Annotated in this window: 18 protein-coding genes; 6 read left to right on the top strand and 12 right to left on the bottom strand. The window is 61.8% G+C overall.

Features of this window, described 5'->3' with window-relative positions; all coding sequences use genetic code 11:
• Positions 1–90: 90 nt before the first annotated feature.
• The 5 genes from hisF to hisB all read right to left on the bottom strand — a co-directional run bounded on the left by hisF (position 91) and on the right by hisB (position 3978).
• A complete protein-coding gene (gene hisF / locus SH809_20405) occupies positions 91–858 on the bottom strand; it encodes an imidazole glycerol phosphate synthase subunit HisF (protein ID MDZ4702084.1) in 768 nt (255 codons plus the stop codon).
• Between the two features lie 37 nt (positions 859–895).
• Positions 896–1681 (bottom strand): 1-(5-phosphoribosyl)-5-[(5-phosphoribosylamino)methylideneamino]imidazole-4-carboxamide isomerase, encoded by a 786-nt coding sequence (gene hisA, locus SH809_20400; protein MDZ4702083.1) that lies wholly within the window; start codon positions 1679–1681, stop codon positions 896–898.
• 11 nt (positions 1682–1692) lie between these two features.
• Positions 1693–2367: an imidazole glycerol phosphate synthase subunit HisH gene (gene hisH / locus SH809_20395; protein MDZ4702082.1), complete on the bottom strand. Its 675-nt coding sequence runs from the start codon at positions 2365–2367 to the stop codon at positions 1693–1695.
• A 119-nt stretch (positions 2368–2486) separates the two neighbouring features.
• Positions 2487–3320, bottom strand: coding sequence for a pyrroline-5-carboxylate reductase (gene proC, locus SH809_20390; protein MDZ4702081.1), 834 nt, complete (start codon positions 3318–3320; stop codon positions 2487–2489).
• 52 nt (positions 3321–3372) lie between these two features.
• Complete coding sequence (hisB, locus tag SH809_20385) at positions 3373–3978, bottom strand: imidazoleglycerol-phosphate dehydratase HisB (protein ID MDZ4702080.1); 606 nt, start codon at positions 3976–3978, stop codon at positions 3373–3375.
• A gap of 191 nt (positions 3979–4169) precedes the next feature.
• Between hisB and metG the strand changes: the two genes are divergently transcribed.
• Entirely contained in the window at positions 4170–6272 is a 2103-nt protein-coding gene (gene metG / locus SH809_20380) for a methionine--tRNA ligase (protein ID MDZ4702079.1), read from the top strand.
• A gap of 128 nt (positions 6273–6400) precedes the next feature.
• The gene (locus SH809_20375; GenBank protein MDZ4702078.1) at positions 6401–8335 is read left to right on the top strand and encodes an ABC-F family ATP-binding cassette domain-containing protein; all 1935 of its coding nucleotides are present in this window, start codon (positions 6401–6403) and stop codon (positions 8333–8335) included.
• Between the two features lie 136 nt (positions 8336–8471).
• On the opposite strand, the gene SH809_20370 is transcribed toward SH809_20375, so the two are convergent.
• The 7 genes from SH809_20370 to SH809_20340 all read right to left on the bottom strand — a co-directional run bounded on the left by SH809_20370 (position 8472) and on the right by SH809_20340 (position 17393).
• Positions 8472–9797: an ammonium transporter gene (locus tag SH809_20370; protein MDZ4702077.1), complete on the bottom strand. Its 1326-nt coding sequence runs from the start codon at positions 9795–9797 to the stop codon at positions 8472–8474.
• A gap of 299 nt (positions 9798–10096) precedes the next feature.
• Positions 10097–11518 carry a dihydrolipoyl dehydrogenase gene (gene lpdA, locus SH809_20365; GenBank protein MDZ4702076.1) on the bottom strand — a complete coding sequence of 474 codons (1422 nt, stop codon included), beginning with the start codon at positions 11516–11518 and terminating at the stop codon, positions 10097–10099.
• A 124-nt stretch (positions 11519–11642) separates the two neighbouring features.
• A complete protein-coding gene (locus tag SH809_20360; protein ID MDZ4702075.1) occupies positions 11643–12842 on the bottom strand; it encodes a peptidoglycan DD-metalloendopeptidase family protein in 1200 nt (399 codons plus the stop codon).
• 12 nt (positions 12843–12854) lie between these two features.
• Positions 12855–13646: a DUF4292 domain-containing protein gene (locus tag SH809_20355; GenBank protein ID MDZ4702074.1), complete on the bottom strand. Its 792-nt coding sequence runs from the start codon at positions 13644–13646 to the stop codon at positions 12855–12857.
• Between the two features lie 10 nt (positions 13647–13656).
• The gene (locus tag SH809_20350) at positions 13657–15336 is read right to left on the bottom strand and encodes a tetratricopeptide repeat protein (protein MDZ4702073.1); all 1680 of its coding nucleotides are present in this window, start codon (positions 15334–15336) and stop codon (positions 13657–13659) included.
• Positions 15337–15534: 198 nt separating this feature from the next.
• Positions 15535–16500 carry an alkaline phosphatase family protein gene (locus SH809_20345; protein ID MDZ4702072.1) on the bottom strand — a complete coding sequence of 322 codons (966 nt, stop codon included), beginning with the start codon at positions 16498–16500 and terminating at the stop codon, positions 15535–15537.
• Entirely contained in the window at positions 16497–17393 is an 897-nt protein-coding gene (locus SH809_20340; GenBank protein MDZ4702071.1) for a DNA-processing protein DprA, read from the bottom strand. The genes SH809_20345 and SH809_20340 overlap by 4 nt, the downstream gene beginning before the upstream one ends.
• A gap of 129 nt (positions 17394–17522) precedes the next feature.
• On the opposite strand from SH809_20340, the gene SH809_20335 reads away from it, so the two are divergent.
• From SH809_20335 to SH809_20320, 4 genes are all read left to right on the top strand, one after another.
• A complete protein-coding gene (locus tag SH809_20335) occupies positions 17523–18746 on the top strand; it encodes a patatin-like phospholipase family protein (GenBank protein ID MDZ4702070.1) in 1224 nt (407 codons plus the stop codon).
• A 272-nt stretch (positions 18747–19018) separates the two neighbouring features.
• A complete protein-coding gene (locus SH809_20330; GenBank protein ID MDZ4702069.1) occupies positions 19019–20056 on the top strand; it encodes a hypothetical protein in 1038 nt (345 codons plus the stop codon).
• An 82-nt stretch (positions 20057–20138) separates the two neighbouring features.
• A complete protein-coding gene (locus SH809_20325; GenBank protein MDZ4702068.1) occupies positions 20139–20681 on the top strand; it encodes a polymer-forming cytoskeletal protein in 543 nt (180 codons plus the stop codon).
• Between the two features lie 142 nt (positions 20682–20823).
• A partial coding sequence (locus tag SH809_20320; protein MDZ4702067.1) for a hypothetical protein occupies positions 20824–21976 on the top strand: 1153 nt, incomplete at its 3' end.

The raw sequence follows: 21976 nt of genomic DNA, 5'->3' as shown, positions 1-21976 counted from the left end.
GGATACGCTGAGGGCAGCCGAGTGCGAGAGGGCTGCCTTTCTATACGAACGAGGTGGGTACGGGGCCTATTGCCCGTTGTTAGCCTTTTTTCAGGCGAGGCGGATGGGGATGTGGGCGTCGTGCAGAAAAGCCTTTGCCTCGCGGATAGAAAATTCGCGGAAGTGGAATATAGAAGCGGCCAGTACGGCGTCGGCGCCGCCGATGAGCAGGCCGTCGCGCAGGTGTTCGAGCGTGCCGGCGCCGCCCGAGGCAATGACCGGGATGTTCACAAGGCGTTGGAGTGCCTGGAGCAACGCCAGATCGTAGCCATCGCGTGTGCCGTCTTTGTCCATCGACGTGACGAGTAATTCCCCGGCTCCGCGTTCCTCGGCTTCCTTCGCCCAGGCGAGCGCGTCGATGCCCGTCGGTTTCCGGCCGCCGTGGGTGAAGATTTCCCAGCGGAGCGGGTCGTCGGATACACGTTTCGCGTCGATGGCGACGACGATGCACTGGGAGCCGAACGCCGTGGCGCCTTCAGTGATGATCGCCGGGTTATTCAGTGCGGCGGAGTTAAGGGAGACCTTGTCCGCGCCGGCGTTGAGCATGGCCCGGATATCGTCCATCGTGCGGAGCCCGCCGCCGACGGTGAGGGGGATAAACACCTCGTCGGCCGTGCGGCGGACCACATCGTGCATAATGCCGCGGCCCTCGTGGGTGGCCGTGATGTCGAGGAAGACGAGCTCGTCGGCGCCGGAATCGTTATAAAAGCGCGCCTGTTCCACGGGGTCGCCGGCGTCGATCAATTCGAGAAACTGAACGCCCTTAACCACGCGCCCTTCGTTGACGTCGAGGCAGGGGATGATGCGTCTGGCGACCATGACGTTAAAGAGGGTGTCGTTGAACGTGCGGACGGTGTTAGCAGGCCCGTAGCGTAGCGGTACTGTATCGGTCCAGGTTCACTTCATCCTTCTTGTGCCAGCACCAGATGTTCTGGCAGGGAAATTTGTTTTCGTATAACGCGCGTCCGACGATCACAGAGTCGATACGGTATTCGGCCATCCCGGCGAGGGCGACAAGGTCTTTGTAGTCGCTAACTCCGCCCGACGCGGTGATTTTACACCGGGTGAGCCGGCTGCCAAGTTCGCGGTACGCGTCCAGGTTCGGGCCGGCGAGGGTGCCGTCGCGGCTGATATCGGTATAAACGATCCGGCAACACCCGCGCTTTTCCATCTCCAACGCCAGATCGATCGCCTTGATGCCACTGCCCTTTGTCCATCCATCCACCCGAACCTCGCCGTCGCGGGCATCGATCCCCACGACGACGCGATGCGCTTTGAAGTGCGTGATGGCCTCGGAGACGAGTTCGGGTCGTTTGACGGCGGCCGTTCCGATAATGACCCGCGACACGCCCATCGATAGCGCCGCCTCGACATCCTCCAGCGAGCGAATGCCGCCACCGAGCTGGACGGGGATATCCAGATTCTCGCAGATGGCGTGGATGACGCTTCGGTTGTCCGGCCCGCTCTCCTCGCCTTTGGCCGCGTCGAGATCGACGACGTGAAGCACCTTGGCGTTCTGGACGCGCCACAACTTGGCCATCTTGACCGGGTCCTCGAAGTAGATCGTCTCCCGCTCGTATTCGCCCTGGTACAGGCGCACGCAGCGCCCGGCGCGTAAATCGATGGCTGGAATGACGAGCATGGGTGGCAGGGTCATGAGCGCATCGAAGCGAAATTTTTCAGGATACGAAGCCCATTATCGTGGCTTTTCTCGGGGTGAAACTGGACCCCATAGACGTTGTTCCTACCCACGACCGCGGGGAAAAGGCGTCCGTAACGTGTAGAAGCCACCACGTCGGTAGCCAGATCGGCCTCCGCGTGGAACGAGTGGACGAAATAGAAATAGGGGGATTCAGGCAGGCCGGCGAGGAGGGGGGTATCCCGGTGAATAACCAGGCTATTCCAGCCCATGTGGGGGATTTTTAGCGAAGTCGGCTCTTCCGCGAGCCCGATTTCGGGGGCGGGATCGTCCAAGGCGAGGGCCATGCCGGCATATGTGGGCAGGAATCGGATGACCGAGCCAGGCAGCATCCCCAGACCGCGGTGCCGGCCCATCTCCTCGCTTTCCCCGAACAGCAACTGCATGCCAACACAGACGCCCAGGAATGGCTTCCCGGAAGCTATGGCGCGGTGAATCGGCTCCTCGAGACCGCGCCGGCGAATCTCATCCGCGCACGCCCCGAACGCCCCGACGCCCGGAAGGATCACATGCGAAGCCGCCTCGATCACAGCCGGATCGTCCGAACGAACCACCTCGGCCCCGACCGCTTCGCAGGCCTTCTCCATAGAGCGCAGGTTGCCGATCCCGTAGTCGATGATGCAGAGCATGGATGGTTGGCAGGTTTGCAGGTTGCAGGTTGGCAAGTTGTGGGGTGGCTGGATGGAAAGTCCTAACGGGTTTTTGCATGCTTCGCGTATAAGAAACCTGTCACCTGCCAACCTGCAACCTAAAAGTCATTTATCTGGCTCAACTCCTTCGACCGCGCGGTGGCGGTGGCTACGGCATTGATCAGCATGGTCCGGAGTCCGTGGCTTTCGAGTTCAGCGATGGCCGAAATCGTCGTCCCGCCCGGAGTGGTTACTTCATCGCGGAGGATGGCGGGGTGTTTTCCGGTTTCGATGACCAGCTTGGCGGCGCCGAACACCGTTTGAGCCGACAGGCGGGCCGCGATCGGGCGGGGGAGGCCCTGTTTCACGCCGGCGTCCGTCAGCGCCTCGATCACCATATAGATATACGCCGGCCCGCTGCCCGAGAGGCCGGTTACGGCGTCCATCAGGTACTCCGGCACGACTTCCACACGGCCCACGGCTTCGAAAATGGCCCGTGCCTTCAGGGTATCCTCGGGCGTGGCGAAGGCGCCGGCGCAGATGGCCGTCGCGCCTTCGTCGACCAGCGCCGGCGTGTTGGGCATGGTGCGGACGACAGGCAGGTTGCGGCCGAAGCGCTCCTGCAGCGTGGCCGTGGTCACGCCGGCCAGTACCGATACGATCAGCGTATGGTTCTGAAGGCTTCCTTTGATTTCGTTGATGACGCCGGAGGCCATCTGCGGCTTGATCGCCAGGATGACGATGTCCGCGCCAGCGACGGCGTCCGTGTTGGCGATACTTGTCCGGATGCCCGGAAACTGATGCGCCAGTTCATCGAGCGACTCCTGCGTCCGCCGTGAGGCGCGAATCTGGTCGGCCTTCAGGTCGTGCCCTTTCAGCAACCCGCCGATCAGCGCGCGGCCGATGTTGCCGGCGCCAACCACGGCGATCGCAGCGTTTTCCAATACCTTCATGAGATTACCTGATGACCTCATTAAACATTAAACCGCGAACATTAAACCCACCTTACAAGACCCCTTTCGTAGAAGGCATTCGTGTATTACCCTCCTCCCTGCGGACGGCGATGCGGAGCGCGCGGGCCACGGCTTTAAAAATAGCCTCGATCCGGTGGTGGTCGTTTTCGCCATGGAGGAGGTCGATATGCAGGTTCATCCGCGCCTGTTCGGCGAAGCTGTACCAGAAATGGCGGACGAGATCGGTAGAGAGGTCGCCGACCCGTTCGCGGGAAAACACGGCGTCGAAATGGAGATAAAACCGGCCGGAGAGGTCCACCGCCGCGCGGGCGAGGGCCTCGTCCATCGGGACGTACGCGTGGCCGTAGCGGTTGATAAACGCCTTGTCGCCGACGGCCTGGAAAAACGCCATCCCCAGCGCGATGCCCACATCCTCGACCGAGTGGTGGTCGTCGACATGCAGGTCGCCACCGCAGGAAACGTCCAGGTCGAACTGCCCGTGGCGGGCGAAAAGATCGAGCATGTGGTCCAGAAACCCGACGCCGGTGGCACGTTTACCGCCGCCTTCTCCATCCAGGGAGAGCGCGAGGGTAATCCGGGTTTCGGCGGTATTTCGCTCGACCGTGGCGCGGCGGGTGTCTTTAGCGGGTGAGTCCATGCCTGGTATTGGGTGAGAGGAAGTCAAGGTACTCGTTAATCCCGTCGGGGTTTGTGACGGTTGTCTGAAAATTCGAACAGAAGCGGTTTTAGTCCCTCTGTATTTGTCCAGCCGCGTCCGGGAGGATCCTTCCCCGCCTGCCGGGTTAAAAGCGGCCTGATCAGATAGAACTTCGTGGGGGAGTATTACACATGCCCGACTTTAAACGCATCCTCGTCACCGCGGCCCTGCCGTACGCCAACGGGCCGATCCGCATCGGCCACCTCGCCGGCGCCTACTTGCCGGCCGACCTGTACGTCCGCTACCAGCGCCTCATGGGGCGAGACATCGTGTTTGTCGGGGGGTCGGACGAACTCGGCGTGGCGATCATGATCCGCGCGCAGTCCCAGGGCATCTCCCCGCAGGACATCGTCGATCTGTATCATCCCATGATCCGCGACGGCTTCCAGGCCTTCGGGATGAGCTTCGACCACTACAGCCGCACCACGGCGGACATCCACCGGGAAACGAGCCAGGACTTCTTCCGCCGGCTCGCCGAAAAGGGCATCTTTAAACTCCGCACCGAAAAGCAGCTGTTCGACCCGAAGGCCGGCATGTTCCTCGCCGACCGGTTCGTCCGCGGCACCTGCCCGAGCTGCGGGTACGACGACGCCTACGGCGACCAGTGTGAGAAATGCGGCACGGCCCTCAGCCCGCTCGAACTCCTCAACCCCCGCAGCACCCTCTCCGACGCCACGCCCGAACTCCGCGAAACGACGCACTGGTATCTGCCGCTTGGCGATATGCAGCCGATGCTCGAAAAATGGATCGCCACGCATCCGGAGTGGAAGCCGAACGTCCTCGGGCAGGTCAAGAGCTGGTTCAACGACGGACTGAAAGACCGCGCCATCACGCGCGACGTGCCCTGGGGCGTGCCGGTGCCAGAGGACTCCGCCCGCGCCGCCGGCGTCGACGCCACTGGCAAGGTGATCTACGTCTGGTTCGATGCCCCGATCGGCTATATCTCGTCCACCCGCGAATGGGCCGCGCAGCAGGGCGATCCCGAGCGGTGGAAGGCCTACTGGCAGGACGCAGCATCCAAACTCGTCCACTTCATCGGCAAGGACAACATCGTTTTCCATTGCCTGATGTTTCCGGCAATGCTGATGGCGCATGGCGACTTTGTCCTGCCCGAAAATGTGCCGGCGAACGAGTTTCTCAACCTGGAGGGGAAAAAGCTTTCCACCAGCCGCAATTGGGCCGTCTGGCTTCATGAATACCTTGAGGTATTCGAGCCGGACTTGCTGCGGTACGCCCTCGCCACGACGCTCCCCGAAACGAAGGATGCTGACTTTAGTTGGGGGGATTTTCAGGCCCGGGCTAACTCGGAGCTGGCGGACATCCTCGGCAACTTCGTCAACCGCACGATGACCTTCGCCGAACGGTATTTCGGCGGACGCGTGCCGCCGCTCGAAAACCCGAGCGCGACGGACCACGAGGTCCTGACGGCACTCGCCGGCTTCCCTGCCCGCATCGGCGCCTCGTACGAGGCCTATCGCAACCGCGAAGCGGTGTTCGAGACGATGAACCTCGCGCGCCTGGGCAACAAGTATTTTAATGATACCGAGCCCTGGCACACCCGGAAAACCAACATGCAGGCCTGCGGTAACACGATCCATGTGTCGCTCCAGATCTGCGCGGCGTTGTCGGTATTGATGGAGCCCGTGCTTCCGTTCAGCGCGGCGAAGATCCGCGAGATGCTGCATCTGAGTGGCATCCGATCGAGCCTGCCCGAGGGCAACCGTCGCGGCCTCGGCTGGAACGACGCCGGCCAGCCGCTGCTAGAGCCCGGGCACGCGCTTGGCACGCCGGTCATTTTGTTTACCAAGATCGAGGACAGCGCCATCGAGACCCAGCTCGCAAAACTCCATGCCGGCGACCCCGCGCCGGCGGAAACACCCGAGGCGCCGGCCCTCCCGTACGCCCCGTTGAAATCGGAAATTGTGTACGACGACTTCGCGAAGCTCGACCTCCGCATGGGTACCGTCCGGGTTGCCGAGCGCATCCCGAAGGCCGATAAACTCCTCCGCCTCGAAATCGACCTCGGCTTCGAGACCCGCCAGATCCTCTCCGGCATCGCCGAGCAGATGAAGCCGGATGAGATGATCGGGAAACGGGTCGTCATCGTCGCTAACCTCGCCCCACGCAAGCTGCGCGGCTTCGAAAGCCAGGGCATGGTCCTCATGGCCGAAAACCGCGACGGGAAGTTCTCGCTGATCCAGAGCGACGGTGAAGATGGGGCACCGGTGCTCTGACTTCAGTCCCGTCATCCCCAACTTGATTGGGGATGACGTGGGAAGGAATAGCGACTCTTGTGAGTTCTCTCGGCTCAAGAGCTTTTTTCCTTTAACTTTATACATATAGACAGGTAGATCCTTTGGTCATGCTGGCTATCGCCCGCTTTCCTCAGGACAAGCCTGAAACCATTTTGAGCATCCTAACGCTAGAAGGCGTCATCAAACGCTACGACACCAAGCCCCTCCTCGAAGGCGTCACCTTTAGTATCGAGCCCGGAGAGAAGATGGGCATCATCGGGCCGAATGGTTCGGGGAAGACGACGCTGCTGCGCATCGTCGCCGGCATCGAGCCGGCGGACGACGGCCGCGTATGGCGATCGAACGACGCTCGAGTCGCCTATCTGCCCCAACAGCCCGTGTTCGACGACGCGATGACGGTGGTTGACGCCGTGTTCGACAAGGGCGACCCGACCATGCGCCGGCTGCACGACTACGAGGAGGCCGTCGCCCTCCTCAACAAAAGCGACGGCAGCGACGCGGCGCTCATCGAGCGGGTTACGGACCTCGCGCACGAGTTGGAGGTAGCCGGCGGGTGGGAGCTGGAAGCCCATGCGGAAGCCATCCTGGGCCGGCTGGGAATCACGGACACCACGGCCCTTGTCGGCAACCTCTCCGGCGGTCAGCGCAAACGCGTGGCCATGGCGCGCGCGCTCATCCTCCGCCCCGATCTCCTCATCCTCGACGAGCCGACGAACCACCTGGACGCCGAAACGATCGCCTGGCTGGAATCCTATCTGGCCCGGATGAACGCGGCGCTCCTACTCGTCACCCACGACCGGTATTTCCTCGACCGGGTCACCAATAATATGCTCGAGCTGGAACGCGGACGGACGCATCGCTTCCAGGGCAATTACTCGTATTTCCTCGAGAAAAAGGCCGAGCGGGAAATGCAACGCGCCACCGAGGATCAGAAACGCAGCCAGCTCATGAAGCAGGAGTTGGCGTGGCTGCGACGAGGCGCCAAGGCCCGGACCACCAAGCAGAAGGCCCGCGTGGACCGCGCCACGGCGCTGCTTGAGGCGCCTCGCGAGGCCGGCGAGAAGGAGTTGAAGCTCTCCGCCGCGTCCTCGCGCCTGGGTAATAAGGTGTTCGACCTCGTCGGCGTCTCGAAATCGTATGAGGGGCTGGTGCTGCTAGACAACTTTAGCCACACCTTCGAGCGAGGTGATCGGATCGGCATCATCGGACCCAACGGCACGGGGAAGACGACACTCCTGGATATGATCGCCGGTCTCGTTACCCCCGATAGCGGGGTGGTAGATCGGGGGCAAACGGTTGTACTTGGCTACTACGACCAGGAAAGCCGCGCGTTAAAGGATGACCTCCGCGCCATCGAGTACATCAAAGAAGTGGCGGAAGTGGTCAAGACCGCCGAAGGGGATGTAATCACCGCCGGCCAGATGATGGAGCGGTTCTTATTCGCGCCGGCCACGCAGTACGCCATGGTTGGCAGCCTTAGCGGCGGCGAGCGCCGGCGGTTGTACCTGCTCCGGCTCCTGATGAGCGCCCCGAACGTGCTCTTGCTTGACGAGCCCACGAACGACTTCGACATTCCCACCCTCGTCGCCCTCGAAGACTACCTCGACGTGTTCGACGGCTGCCTCATCGTCGTATCACACGACCGCTATTTCCTCGACCGGACGATCGACCACATCTTCAGCTTCGAGGGCGATGGGAAGGTAAAGGCCTACCCGGGTAACTACTCGGCCTTCCTCGAACGACAAACGCAGGAGACCAGAGCGGCCGAAGCCGAAGCGCGGAGGCCGGCGCCCCCCGTGGCGCCTTCTTCCGTCGCCGAGCCCAAAGCGCGCAAGCTTTCCTACAAGGAACGGCAGGAGTTCGAGCAGATCGAGGCCCGCATCGCCGCGGCGGAGAAGAGAAAAGAGGCAATTGCCAGGGACCTGGATCGATCTAGCAGCGACTTCGGTAAAGTACAGGCCCTTTACGAAGAGACCGGGAAACTGGATTTGCAGTTGGAAAAAGACCTGGAGCGTTGGACCGAACTGGGGGAGATGGCATGAGGGCTGGCCGTCCCGTCGTACCGAACCCGACCCAAAGAATGAGGGTCTAGCAGGCGCTTTCTATACGGCTCCCGTGGGGAAGTACGTAATAGACCATGCACAGCGATCTGCCAGACCCTCGTTTCGTCACAGAAAACTAGACTTCAGCGGCAGCGAGTTCGTCCGTCGGCTTGAACTCCGGATAGGCCGAGCTATTGTGCTCGTGATAGTCGAGCCCCTCCGACTCCATGTCACCGTCGACACGCAGTCCGACCGTCTTGTCGAGTGCGAAGAACATGGCGTAGCTCACGCCGAAGGTCCACACGAAGGCCGATCCGATGCCGATCAACTGGACCCCCACGATGCCCAGGTTGAACATGTCGCCGGTGTTGAACAGGCCGGCCGCAAGCGTGCCCCATGCGCCGCAAACGCCGTGTACCGCCACCGCGCCTACCGGGTCGTCGACGAACCGATCAAGTGCTTTGGTGGCATAAACGACCAGGATGCCGGCCATGGCGCCAGTGATGATGGCGAATCCAGGGGTGAGATTCGCGCACCCGGCCGTAATCCCCACAAGCCCCGCGAGTACGCCGTTAAGCGTCATCGGGACATCCGGTTTGGCGTTGGTTGCCCAGGTAAGCAGCATGGCCGCCGTCGCGCCAGAGGCCGCCGCGAGGAACGTGTTCAGGGCGATCAGCGCGATGTCCGAGTTGCCGGTGGTGGTGGAGCCGGCGTTAAACCCGAACCAGCCAAACCACAGGATAAAGACGCCCAGCGCCGCCCACGGCAGGCTATGTCCCGGTATGTGACGCGGCTTGCCGTCGGGCCCATATTTGCCCACGCGGGGGCCCACGACCAGGGCGCCGGCGAGCGCCGCCCAGCCGCCGACGGAGTGCACGACCGTCGAGCCGGCGAAGTCGATGAACCCGAGGCCCTCGAGCCAACCTTCACCCCGGAACAGGCTGCCCCAGGCCCACGAGCCAAACACGGGATAAATGATGGCCGTGATGATGATCGAGAAGAGCAGGTAGCCGGTAAACTTCGTCCGTTCCGCGACAGCGCCGGATACAATGGTCGCCGCCGTGGCGGCGAAAACGACCTGGAACAGGAAGAAGGCGTAATTCCATGGGTCATCGCCCAGTCCGCTCAGGAAGAACCCGTCGCTGCCAAACCAGCCGCCGACCGACGTCCCGAACATGATGCCGAACCCGACCGCGAAAAACACAAGACTACCCGCGGCGCAGTCCATGAAGTTCTTCATGATGATGTTCACGGCGTTCTTCGAACGGGTGAATCCGGTTTCGAGCAGGGCGAAGCCGGCCTGCATGAAGAATACCAGCACCGCCGCGAGAATCGTCCATACAAAGTTGAGATTCGTCTGCACGGACTCGGCGGCGGCAAGCGCCGCGGCGGCGCTATCGTCGGACGTCACGGCGGTGGGGACATCGACCGCCACCGTTTCGGCGGCCAGTGTATCAGCCACGGGAACGGCATCCTGCGCTTGCACGGGTAACGCGCTAACGCCTAGCACTACAAGAACTACAAGCAGGAACGAACGCATGGTAGGTAACCTCCAATAGCTAATTAATAGAATTAGGCATAACGGCAAAAAGACTAACAAATAGTAAGATATAATGGAATAATGCGTCACATTAAAATGATAAAAGAAGCGCTTCCTGAAAAAAGGGAGCGCTTCCTGCGATGGAAATTCTCATAAAAAACAACAAAAAAAGGCTCGCAGGGGACCTGCGAGCCTGGGAAAGAAGAAGAGAAGGGACGAACTCAGATATTGATCGAGTGCCCGTAAGCGGCCCGGGTGGCTTCCATGATAGCCTCCGAGAGGGTGGGATGGGGATGGATAGCCTCCATGATCTCATGAGAGGTAGTCTCGAGCGTGCGCGCGGTTACGACCTCGGCGATGAGCTCCGTGGCGCCATAACCGATAATGTGGCATCCGAGCAATTCACCGTATTTAGCATCATAGATCACCTTGACGAAGCCTTCAGTGTGCCCGATGGCCGAGGCCTTGCCGGATGCCGCAAATGGGAATTTTCCCACCTTGACCTCGTGGCCGGCCTCTTTTGCCTGGGCTTCTGTGTACCCTACGGACGCGATCTGGGGCTGGCAGTAGGTGCACCCCGGGATGTTTTTCTTATCCATCGGCCGCACATCCAGCCCGGCGATCTTCTCGATACACAGGATGCCTTCGTGACTGGCCTTGTGGGCGAGCCAGGGCGGGCCGGCCACGTCGCCGATGGCGTAGATGCCGTCGACGTTGGTCTTCCCATACGCATCGATCACGATCGCGCCCCGCTCTGTTTTGACGCCGGCCGCCTCCAGGCCCAGGTTTTCAATGTTTCCCACGACGCCAACCGCCGAAAGTACCTGATCCGTCGTGAGGGTCTCGGTCCCTTTCGCCGTTTTCACCGTCACCGTCAGCTCCTTGCCTTTGGTGTCGACGGACTGCACCTGCGTGGAGGTCATGATAGTGATCCCCATCTTCTTGAAAGCGCGTGCTAGCTCCCTGGATACCTCTTCGTCCTCAACCGGCACGACACGATCGAGCACCTCGACGAGCGTTACCGCCGTGCCCATCTGGTGGTAGAAGTAGGCGAACTCAACGCCGATGGCGCCGGCGCCAGCGATCAGGAGCCGCTTCGGCTGGGTCGTTTGCAGCAGGGCTTCTTTCGAGCCGATAATTTTTTTGCCGTCCATCGGCAGCGGGGGGATCTCCCGGGAGCGCGCGCCTGTCGCCACGATGATGTGCTTTGCCTGAACCGTCATCGGCTCGCCCACCTTGGTGCCGTCCATGTCGACCGACGGGGTGACCTCGATCGCGCCTTTGCCGGCCAGCTTCGCCTGGCCCATGATGACGTCGATCTTATTCTTCTTCATGAGGAACGCGACGCCCTTGTTCATTTTGTCCGCCGCGCCCCGGCTGCGGCCGATCACCTTCGCGAAATCCACCTTCACGGTGCCCTCTAATGTCAATCCAAAATCCTCCAGATGCCGGGCATCGGCCATGACCTCGGCGCTTTTGAGCAGCGCTTTTGTCGGAATACAGCCTATGTTGAGGCATACGCCGCCGAGTTTGTTTTTCTCGATGACGGCCGTTTTGAACCCGAGCTGGGTAGCGCGAATCGCAGTTTCGTAGCCGCCGGGGCCGGTGCCGATAACGACTACGTCGTAGCTAGAAGATGCCATGATTGATCAGGTGTTGCTGTCGGAACGTGGGTAATTCGCAACCGTGAACCCCGTTTGCGGAGCGAGGATCTCGATTCCGACGAAAAGTTGTGTGAAGAACGCGACGAGGCCGGACAGGACGGTGCTACCGCCTTCTGAGCCAGGTCTGCGGGTCGATCTCCGCGCCGTTTCTGAAGATGGCGAAAAAGACGGCGTTGCCCTTGGGTTCGGATTCCGTGCCGGCGCGCCCGATCAGTTGCCCGGCCTTCACGACGGTGCCGGCTTCGACATACAGCAGCGAGAGGTTGCCGTACAGACTGGTGTATTCGCCGTGGCTGATGGTGATAATGCGACCGTATTCGGGCATCGGGTAGATTTCGGAGACTTCACCGTCGAATACAGCCGTGACCTGAGCCGACGCTGTCGTGGAGACGAGGATGCCGGGATTGTTGGTGACGGTGCCATAAAGCGGGTTGACGATCTGGCCGAAGGGCTCGGTGACCACCCCCTCGGCCGGCCAGGGAATTTTCCCCTTGTTAGCCGAAAACGCGCCCGACAACTCGGCATTGGCGGCGGCCGTCGCCTCATCGACCGGAGGAGCGGCGGCCCGGCGGTTGCTCTCGGTCGTGATGATGTTGCGGACGAGCGATTGCAGCTGCTGCTCCTCCCGCTGCTTCTGTTCGAGGTCCTTCTGGATGCTCGAGCGCTGGCTGCGTAGTTCCGAGATTACTTCGTTTCGCTTGGCGCGGAGGGATTTCATATTCTCCGCCTCGGTGCGGTACTGCACGATCAGCTCCTGCGCCTTTTTTTCGTTCTCGGCGATCTCATTCCGACGCGCTTCGATGGCATCGCTGGCTTTTTTTATTTCAGAGAACCGGCTCTTACGGTCGTCCGCGAAGCGCGAAAGGTAACGCACGCGGATCAACATCTGGTTGATGGATCGGGCGGCGAGGATGAGGGCGACATCGTGTAGCCGGCCGTACTTGTAAGCGTGCACCGCGCGCTCCTGGTAAATCTTTCGATGATAATCCAGCTCCTTCTCGAGTACGCGCATCGAGGCCGCGATGGAATCGCGCGATTGTTCGATCTGGCTCAGTAGTAACTCGTTCGTGGCGATCAGCTCGGTGCGCACCGCGATCTGGCGCTCGATGTCGTTGAGCGTCTGCAGCGAGGCTTTTTCAAGCTCTTCGGTTTCGGAGAGACGGATGACGTCCAGCGTCATCTGATCCTGCAGGGCGCGGAGACGTTTTTCGGTGTCCTGCCGAGACTGCGCCGAAGCGGCGCCGGCGCCGATCACCACAAAAAGGGCGAAAATCACGATCGATAACGGTACGGTCGTTCGCACGGAGACGAGGAGTTAGTGCATGGGTATGCGGCGTACGCTGCCGGTGACGCTGAAATCGAAGCGCAAGTCCGGTGGATTCAGTGTCAATTTGCGGTAATATAGAGAGGCAGCCGTATCGTCCTCGGGCCGGCGGAAGGTGAGCCGGCGGGGAAGATACCCGTCTGTGTAGCGCTCGAACTCTGAAAATGTTCTCTCCTCGAGCAGGCCTCCTTCTCCGTTGCGTTCTTCATAACGGACAACGCGCCATGCGGCGGGGTCGATCGTATACGAGCGCCGTCCGTCGGGCGTCTTCAGGATGTATAGGCCTCCGGCGTTGGATAGCACCCACGCGATGGTCAACTCGGGTGCGAGGAGCCCGAGCATGGCCTGGTAGAGGCCGGCCGGATCCGTGGGAAGGGGCAGAAACTGGCCCACTTCGAGGATCGATCCATAGGTCAGCTCGCGATTGATACGGTCGTGCACAAACACACTGTCCGGCGTGATCAGCGCGCGCACCGCCACGATGCCGAAGCCGGGGCTCACGGAGATGAGCAGGCTATCGTTTTCTCGGTGGACGATGTTGGCCGAAAACGAGCCGCTCTGAGCCGGGGAACGGACGGAGAGGGCGGTTTCGGCGCGGTAGGAGTGGATGGTGGCCGGCAGGGCGTCGGCGAGGGCGGTCTGGATCTGGTCGAGCGAGTGGTAGGGGAACCCGCTCGCCGCTGGCTCGATCGCCGCCGAGCGGGGACCGCTGCATCCGGCGAGGGCCAGGCCAGCGACGAGCGCCAGAAGGAGGAAAATGGGCAGGGGAGTCGCAGACGGCATCAACAAGCAGTTATTGGCTCAGTTTGGATTCGAGCGACGTGTTGGCCGGGTCCATCTGGAGCGCCTTTTCCCAGGCGGACCGGGCTTCTGGGTGCCGGCCGAGCTTGTGCAGCACATCGCCATAGTGCTCGTGGACGGCAGGGCCGGCGCCACGAAGCCTCAGCGCCTGTTCAAGCAATGCGCGCGCGCCTTCGTAGTCGCCCGAGGCGAAATACACCCAGGCCAGGGTGTCCACAAACGATGGGCTGCCGGGAGAAGTTGCCACGGCGTGTTCCGCATACCGTTGCGCTTTCTTTAATTGATCGCCGCGAACCGCGAGGCTGTAGGCGTAATTGTTTAGCGCCATGACATTGTTCGGGTTGACCTCGATCGCCTGTTCGTAGTGCGCATCGGCGCTTTCGATATGGCCCAGACGCCCATAAAGCATACCGAGCGCGGCATAGAGGTCGCTTGCCATGGGGGCCTCGACGGCATCGCGACGTGTCAACTCGATGGCCTCGGCAAGGCGGTCGACCGCTTCTTCGTTGCGGTCTAATTCCAGGAGCGCCAGACCGGAAATTCTGAGCAGTTCGATGTCTCCTGGGAAAAGCATTAGCGCTTCTTCAGCCACTTCGGCCGAACGCTCGGCCATCCCACCCTCAAGAAACGCCCAGGCGGAGCGAGACCATTGGCCCTGCGAACGCGGGTTGAGCGTCAACGCCTGGTAAATCGACTCGCCGCCGGCGCGTAAAGCGCCCGAGGCAATCTGTATTTCGCCCAGCATCAGCCAGGCTTCTTCGGTTGGCGTGTCGAGCCGAGTGATGCGCTCCAGGAGCGCACGCGCCGGCTGTACAAAGGCGGAGTCTCGCCGGGATTCATTATACAGATAACGCGCCTGCAACAGTCGTTGCTCGGCGGTGCTGCTGTCGTCCGACAAGGTACGCTGCATGAGCGAATCGGCGCGTTCGCCCTGGCCCTCCTTGCGGTACTCGGTAGCCAGCGCAACGATCAGGTCCACGTTCGCCGGCTCAAACTCCAGCGCCGTTTCCAGCATGTGACGCGCTTCGGCGGGCTGCTCGTTACTCAGATACGCTTCGCTCAGCCGTTGATACAGCGTCACATTTTCAGGCTCGAGCGTGATCATCTCCCGCAACGTGGCCTCCGCCCCGCTATGGTCGCCCATCTTCTGATACAGCTGGAGTTGGCGGAATTTTATGTCCAGCGCCGGCCCTGTATGGGTTTCAATAAGTCTGTACGTTGCAATCGCGCCGGAGAAATCACCGTCGATGTGTTGCACATAGGCCAATTCAAACAGGGCGTCCAGATTGGCCGGGTCTACCACCAGCAGACGTTCAAGGGTGCTTCGGGCGCCCTCCCGGTTGCCGGCGAGCAAAAAGAGATTGGCGAGTTGGGTATAATAGGCGTGTTGCTCTGGAGCGAGCGTGATGGCCTGCTCGGCAAAGGTGATCGCGGAGGCATATTGGCTCGTCGCCTCATAGGAAGCCGCTATAGCCGCATGGATGGCCGCGTCGCCTCTGGCAAGGGGGAGGGCTTGCTGGTACAGCTGGAGGGCCTCGGTGTGTTCGCCGAGGTACGCCCGCGTCATCCCGCGCACGAGCAATTGTTCGGCCCGGATGCGGCCTTCGCGATCCGATTCGTCCTGCGCGAAGAGGCTCGGCGTGCCAACGATGAGTGACAGACTGAGTGACATACTGAGCCACACAACGAGGCGCACGGGCAGGCACAGCCCTTGCGTTAAAGCCCGGCTGCGAGGGGGGCGTGCGGCAGGGCCAACGGAAGGCGCGGCGTTCATGTGGGATCCCGGAATGAGAGGGTGATGGCACGGATCACGAGGGTGAAAACGAACCCTGAAAGGGCATGTTTCAAGGCCACGTTTTGTGGCCACGTTTCAACTCGAAGCGCCGGCCGGCGCATGCGCAGCCCCGACGGCTTTCGTCGGGATCGCCAGCAGCGCGGGCACGACATCCATCAACGATCTCACCGAGGCCATGGCCGAGGCACCGGCCCCGAGCGCCACAAAGGGTACCGGGTTGCGGGTATGGCCACGGGTGCCGAGGTCTTCCAGGTTGCCGTGATCCGACGTGAGGATGAGGAGCGTCCGTGTTAGATCCACCGTCTCAAGCAATGTGCCAACGAAGCGGTCGAGCGAACGCACTACGTCCTCCGCGCGCGCGGTGTCCTGCGCATGGCCGGCCTTATCGGTCAGATAATACTCGAAAAGGGTAAACACGTGACGTTGGGCCAGATCCACCAGCCGCCGGGCGGCCTCCTCTTCGGAAACGATTGGGCAGTCGATGCCCAATTTTTCGACCAGACTGCGGTTAGTCAATTCGGCGGATAGAGCCTCGCCGGCCCTGAGGTCGTCCATTGTCCGGATCCGGACGCCGGCGTCCCGGCAACAACGCGTCGTGACGGTCCACCGGTTTCGCGATTCCGCATATGAAAAAAACGGCGGCGGATAGGCATTGGCGAAGGCGAGTCGGTCGATTGGGAGTGCACGCTGCGTCGACAATTGTCGGAAGAGGTTGGCTTCGGCGATGCTCGCGTGGGTGGCGATGGGCGGATACGGCCCATAATGCTGGCCGGCGAGTTGCGCGGCGTTTCGACCCGTGAACAGGGTAGCCTGGCCGGTGCCGCTCTGGGGTAGGCCGTCCATCCCCAGCGTGGCATCGATACCGTGGAATACGTGGTTCAATTCGCTGATGCTGCCGGCCTCCATCGTAAGCGGCTGTCCGCCGGCAAGGGCCTCCATGCCGTGGTATGTACGTGCGGCAAACGGATTGGTCGACGCATTCGCCGGCCCCAGGCCGATGCCGTCGACGAAGATGAACAGGATGTACGCGGGCGTAGTCACGTGAGTGTCAACGACGCGGCTACCCATTCTTGATCCATGTCGGAAGCCAATAGGTGCACGGCTTTAGGGAGGGCATGGTTGCCGTCTGTCGTCGCGAAGACCGGCTGGTGCGTCGCCAGCATCCACTCGAGGGCCTTCCACGCCGGCTCGCCCGGTGCGGGGTCCAGAAAGACGCCGGCGGAAGCCGTCGCCGCCATCAGTAGCGCCTGGTCGTCATCCTGGTGCGGGTAATGGGGATGATGCAGGGCAAAGCTGGACATCAGCGCTCCGCCGGCGCGCACGGTGGCGCTGACGGTTGGCCGAACCGGCGGAGCGATCTGGGCAAGGCCGCAGGCGCAGGTCATCAGGGCGGCGGCCGGCGATTCGGGGCTGGCGCTCAGTTTCGCGAGAACGACATCGAATCCGTGCGCGGCCCCGATCACGGGGTGGATCCCCCGGCTGGCCAGAAACACAGCCAATCCCTGTGCATATTCGAACGCCTCCGTACGCAGCGTGGCCTTGCCGAAAAACGCGACAAGCGGTCGGCGCAACACGCCTGTCGCGCCGTAGACATACAGCAGATTGGGCTGCTCGGCCGCGGGAAGCAGAGCGATGCCGGCCGGCCACCCGGGATCTCCAGCCGCCAGCGGCGTGATGCCCGTTGCCGTCAGAGCGCCGAGTTCGGCTGCCGAGTTGGCCAGGATCGGCTCCATCTCTGCCCGATCGAACAGACGATCGACCAGTCGGCCTCCGTTCGGGGCGCTCTTCAGACGGGTCAGCACTTGCTCACGTGGGAACGAAGTCAGGGCCTCGTAGCTCTCGAAATAGCGCAGCAACCGGCCGGCGCTGATGCGCCCGACACCGTCGAGGCGTTCCAGCGCGTGAGCGAGTAAGGAGCGTGGGGATACGGGCATGCCGGCGCGATCGTCAGGTTTTCGTCGAACTTGAAAACGAATTGGGGTTATCTTCGATCGGGGGTTATTTTGCGACGACGGAAAGGCGTGGCAACGGACAACCCGACCGCAGACGAACCCGAAGATCGCGTGCTCGACTCAACGTATCAAAAAATCCGGACGTTTTTCGTTCCCCCCGCACCGCCGAAAAAACTGGCGCTCGTGCTGAGCGGTGGGGGAGCTCGCGGCGCGTACCAGGCCGGCGTGTTAAAGTACATTGCCGAAGCGTTTCCCGAAACCCAGTTTCAGATCATGACCGGCATCTCCGCGGGCGCGATCAACACCGGATATCTCGCCAACCACACCGGGACCTTTCGGGAGGCCGCCGCCGGGCTGCTAGACTGCTGGCGGGATCTCGTGCACGAGCGGGTGATCCGGCCTGAGTCGACCGTCAGTTTCATCCGGCGCATGATGAATTCCGTAGATGCCGATTCCGTAGCCGGTGCCGGCGACTTCAACATGTCCGGCCGGCGGGGGCTGCTCGATCCTTCCCCGCTGCGCGACTACATGATGGATAAGCTCAACGCGCGCAACGGGCTGCTCGACGGCGTAAGCGCCAACATCGCCGCTGGCCGGCTCCATGCCCTTGCCGTTACGGCCACCAACTATATGACGGGGCAGACGACCACGTTTGTCCACGGCAGCTCCGTCGATCGCTGGGTACGCCCGAACCGGATCGCCATATCGACGAGGATGGAAGTGGATCATATCATGGCTTCGGCGGCGCTGCCGGTCATTTTCCCGGCGGTCTACATCAATGGCGCCTGGTACGGCGACGGGGGCGTTCGGATGACCATGCCGCTGTCGCCGGCGGTCAATATGGGGGCGGACCATCTGATGGTCATCTCCACCCGGTACGACCGGTCCCGTGTCGAGGCGGATCAGCCGTCCGTCGTGGGGTATCCTCCTGTGGCGCAGGTGATCGGGATCCTCATGAACGCCATCTTCCTGGACGTACTTGATCAGGACGCCCTGATGCTCCGGCGGATCAACGAGCTCATCACCCATGTCCCGCGCAAACACCGTCGAGGCCTTCGCCCGATCCACATGCTCCTCCTGCGGCCGTCTGTGGACATCGGAAGGTTAGCCGGCCATCACCACCCCCATTTCAGCGGTGCGTTTCGCCTCTTGACCCGCGGTCTGGGCTCGGAGCAGACGAAGAGCGCAGACTGGATGAGCATGGTCCTCTTTGAGCGCGGTTACGTCGACCAACTCATCGAGATCGGATACGATGACGCACGCCTGCAGCATGATGAAATCGGGGACTTCCTCCGCATCGCGCTACGGGAGACAACAGCGAAACCTTCCGCCTGATAGAGGAAAATTCCGTCCGGTCATTCGCTCGCGTTGGAGAGGTTTACCGGGGCCCGCCGGCGAATCACACGCCTTCGATTTAGGCTTCGAAAGGCAGAAAAGACGGCAGTTTCTGGGCAAGGAGCATAGTTCTGGGGAGCACGGGGAGGAGTGTGAGGGGCAAGAGACAGGGGGCTGGCGAGCCGCCGGCGCGGCCGGGGTTTCCTGTGGCATATTCTTTGAAATCCGCTTCCCTATCCAAGTCAAATCCACATTCAGGGAAGGTCACTTACATGAGAACGGTCATGTTCCCGAGCGTCGTCGAGAGCCACAACAGCGAGTTGCGGAGCGTATCGCACGATCTCCTGCGCGGGCTCAAGATTTACGAAAATGGATCGGGGTACATCATCGGTCACCTCGCCATGACAGAAGGCGTGGCGCCCCAGCGGCTGATCAATAGCTCTCCACTCGATCTCGACTACCGGTTGCTCCTCAAGAGCGGGCTGCTCCTGGCCGCCACGATGGGGGCTTCGCCGATCACGCTCACGCTAGGCTTCCCGCAATCTACTTTCCACGTCAATCGCCAGCACGTCGCCGAGTTCATCGGCAACGCGCAGAAGGTGAACTACGACACGTGCACCTACGGCGGCGGCGAGCGGGAGATGATGAATATCGAAATCGCGGCCGTCGATGTCGTGCCGGAAATCATCGGGCACATCATGGGCGTCCGCCTCGGCGAGATGCGGCAGCGGGGCAATTTCTTTATGATTAGCCTCGGGTACGGTACGTTCGAGGCCTGCCTCAGCAATGAGGAAGGCGTCGTGCAGCGTACGATGGTCAGCGCCCCGGGTATCCGCTACGCCGTCGAACTGGCCATGCAGGAGTTGAGCGAAGCGTATTACCTGGGCATGCGTACGGAGCACCAGTTCGACCTTGCCTTCCAGGACGGAACGATCACGCTCAATCGTCAGCGGGTCGATATACGGGAAACCCGTAAACGCGCACTCAAACGCTACTACCAGAATGTCATCTCGCCGCTTATCCGCAATAAGTGGACGGACAACGATTTTGCCAAGACAAACAAGTTGATGTTCGCCGGCGGCGGAGCGATGTATGAGGATCTGGTGGATTGTTTCCGGAAGGAATTCGCCGATATCCTGGACATGCAGGTCGTCGACAACCCGGTGACACTCGCGAGCCAGGGCTACTGCCTGCGGTCCAAGCATCTCTCCAATGGCGATGGATCGACAGCCGTCGGCCTCGACATCGGCAACGCTAACACGGCCGTCTCTGTGATCGGCGCCAATCTTCTCGAGACGGTGGCCAACTAAACGCCGCCCGGCTCACAAACTCACTTTCTGAAAGACCGAAACCATGATGTGGAAAAAGACAACCCCCGAGCCCAACATAGAGATGGTTTCCCTCCTGGGAACGAGCGCCAGGTTTGTGGGCGGCAACCTGAAACTGTGCCACGACGTCCGGATCGACGGCGACGTCGAATCCGACCTTGAGGTTGATGGTCGCGCCATCATATCGAAGACGGGCAAGGTGAGTGGCCGGATCGTGGCGACGAACCTCATCGTCGCCGGCGAGATCCACGGCAACATCGAGGTGCACGAAACGCTCGTCCTCAAGGAATCCGCCCGCGTGTACGGTTCGATCGAGGCGCAAGACATCGTCACCGAAAAAGGCGCACGAGGCGAAATGACCATCAAGATCGGCAATAAGACGCCACTCAACGCTGAACCCGTCGATAGCTTTGAGGAAGTGGGCATGCAGACCTTTGGCCGGGAGCGCAGCTCGGAAGCGGAACTCTTCGTGATGGGCGATATCGGCAATCCGATGGCGAAGATGAAGCCGGTCTGGAAAAGCGGCGTTCGGATCGTGGAAACGAACGCCGCCGAAAAAGTGTTGCCGGACGATAGCGACGACGCCGTCCGCGGCCGCTTCTGGTAGAAATCAGAGTGGCGGTACCAGGTTTATGCTGACCCGAGGGGTGTTCGGAACGATCCGGGCACCCCTTTTTTGCGAGGGAGATCCGGCATGGGGATTGACGTGGAGAAATAAATCGATCACTGTTTCGGGAAGGATCATCCGTATGCCTCGCTTTCTGTGGTTCATAGTCCTGGTAGGCGCCGGCCTGATGCAGACCGGCTGCCGGCGAGTGTCTATGCCCGAGCCCTACCTGGTTCCGGATCCCGATCCGGCTGTGGCGGCTGTGTTTACCTGGCCCGTCGATTCGTCCACACCGCGCGTCCAACGGCTTTTTGATCGGGGGATGACCCACGCATACGGCCACGAGTGGGATGAGGCGAACAGACTCCTGCGTAAAGCGATCCGGCTGGACTCCTCCTGCGCGCTCTGTTACTGGGGCCTGGCGTATGCCGCCAGACCTGCGACTCCTACGGTCGCGATGTCCCACGAACGGCGCCGCCTATTGGCGCTGGCGACACAGCACGCGACGGCGGCCACCCCCCGAGATCGGGCGCTGATTGCCGTCTCCAGGGCTGTACCCGCAAGCGACTCCGTGACCGCGTCCGAAAGCGCGGCTCTTCGGCTGCTGCACGTACAATGGCCGCTCGATGCAACGGTGACGGTGTTGTATGCGGAAGCGTTGCTCCGCGAGGCCGGCTGGAACGCCTGGGATGCTGAAGGATTGCCGCGCCCCACGACGGTGGAAACCCTGCGCTTGCTAGAATCCGTGCTCGAGCGGCATCCCGATCATCCGGGGGCTCAACACCTGTATATCCATATCATGGAGGCCCAGATGCCGGACGTGGCGCTCGATGTAGCCCGGCGACTCGCCTCTCATCCATCTCCGGTCCGTCACCTGCGCTTTCTGCCGGCCCGCATATACCTGCGCGTGGGCCGGTACCACGACGCCTCGCTGGCCCTGAACGGCGCCCTCGATTCCGACGGAGGGTCTGTGCCGAGTTGCGAGATGGCAGGGATGGGCGGGGGAGCGTGGCACTACGGCGAGCTGTTATGGTCGTCACTTGTCTTCGAAGGGCGCGGCGCCGATGCGCGCGACGCCGCCCGCCGGCTGGCCCACTACGCCGCGCTAGATTCCCTGGCGGACCCCGAGAATCCTCGGCGACCATACCTGCGCTCGTTGCCGCTGCTGACGCTGGCCCGGTTTGGCGACTGGGAGCGGGTCGCTCGTCAACCGGAGCCGTCGCCGGAGCGCCGGGTGGAGCGCAGCATCTGGCAGTTCGTGCAGGGTGTCGCTGCCGCACGGATGGGTGCGCGGG

Source organism: Rhodothermales bacterium (genome assembly GCA_034439735.1).
Classification (GTDB): domain Bacteria; phylum Bacteroidota; class Rhodothermia; order Rhodothermales; family JAHQVL01; genus JAWKNW01.
This window is presented reverse-complemented; position numbering and strand designations above follow the sequence as displayed.

Excerpts from the sequence above, each read along its gene's own strand:
- metG (MDZ4702079.1), top strand. The coding sequence starts at position 4,170 with ATGCCCGACTTTAAACGCATCCTCGTCACCGCGGCCCTGCCGTACGCC.
- SH809_20340 (MDZ4702071.1), bottom strand. The coding sequence starts at position 17,393 with ATGCCCGTATCCCCACGCTCCTTACTCGCTCACGCGCTGGAACGCCTC.
- hisF (MDZ4702084.1), bottom strand. The coding sequence starts at position 858 with ATGGTCGCCAGACGCATCATCCCCTGCCTCGACGTCAACGAAGGGCGC.
- proC (MDZ4702081.1), bottom strand. The coding sequence starts at position 3,320 with ATGAAGGTATTGGAAAACGCTGCGATCGCCGTGGTTGGCGCCGGCAAC.
- SH809_20330 (MDZ4702069.1), top strand. The coding sequence starts at position 19,019 with ATGAGAACGGTCATGTTCCCGAGCGTCGTCGAGAGCCACAACAGCGAG.
- SH809_20325 (MDZ4702068.1), top strand. The coding sequence starts at position 20,139 with ATGGTTTCCCTCCTGGGAACGAGCGCCAGGTTTGTGGGCGGCAACCTG.
- SH809_20375 (MDZ4702078.1), top strand. The coding sequence starts at position 6,401 with ATGCTGGCTATCGCCCGCTTTCCTCAGGACAAGCCTGAAACCATTTTG.
- hisA (MDZ4702083.1), bottom strand. The coding sequence starts at position 1,681 with ATGCTCGTCATTCCAGCCATCGATTTACGCGCCGGGCGCTGCGTGCGC.
- lpdA (MDZ4702076.1), bottom strand. The coding sequence starts at position 11,518 with ATGGCATCTTCTAGCTACGACGTAGTCGTTATCGGCACCGGCCCCGGC.
- hisH (MDZ4702082.1), bottom strand. The coding sequence starts at position 2,367 with ATGCTCTGCATCATCGACTACGGGATCGGCAACCTGCGCTCTATGGAG.
- hisB (MDZ4702080.1), bottom strand. The coding sequence starts at position 3,978 with ATGGACTCACCCGCTAAAGACACCCGCCGCGCCACGGTCGAGCGAAAT.
- SH809_20355 (MDZ4702074.1), bottom strand. The coding sequence starts at position 13,646 with ATGCCGTCTGCGACTCCCCTGCCCATTTTCCTCCTTCTGGCGCTCGTC.
- SH809_20350 (MDZ4702073.1), bottom strand. The coding sequence starts at position 15,336 with ATGTCACTCAGTCTGTCACTCATCGTTGGCACGCCGAGCCTCTTCGCG.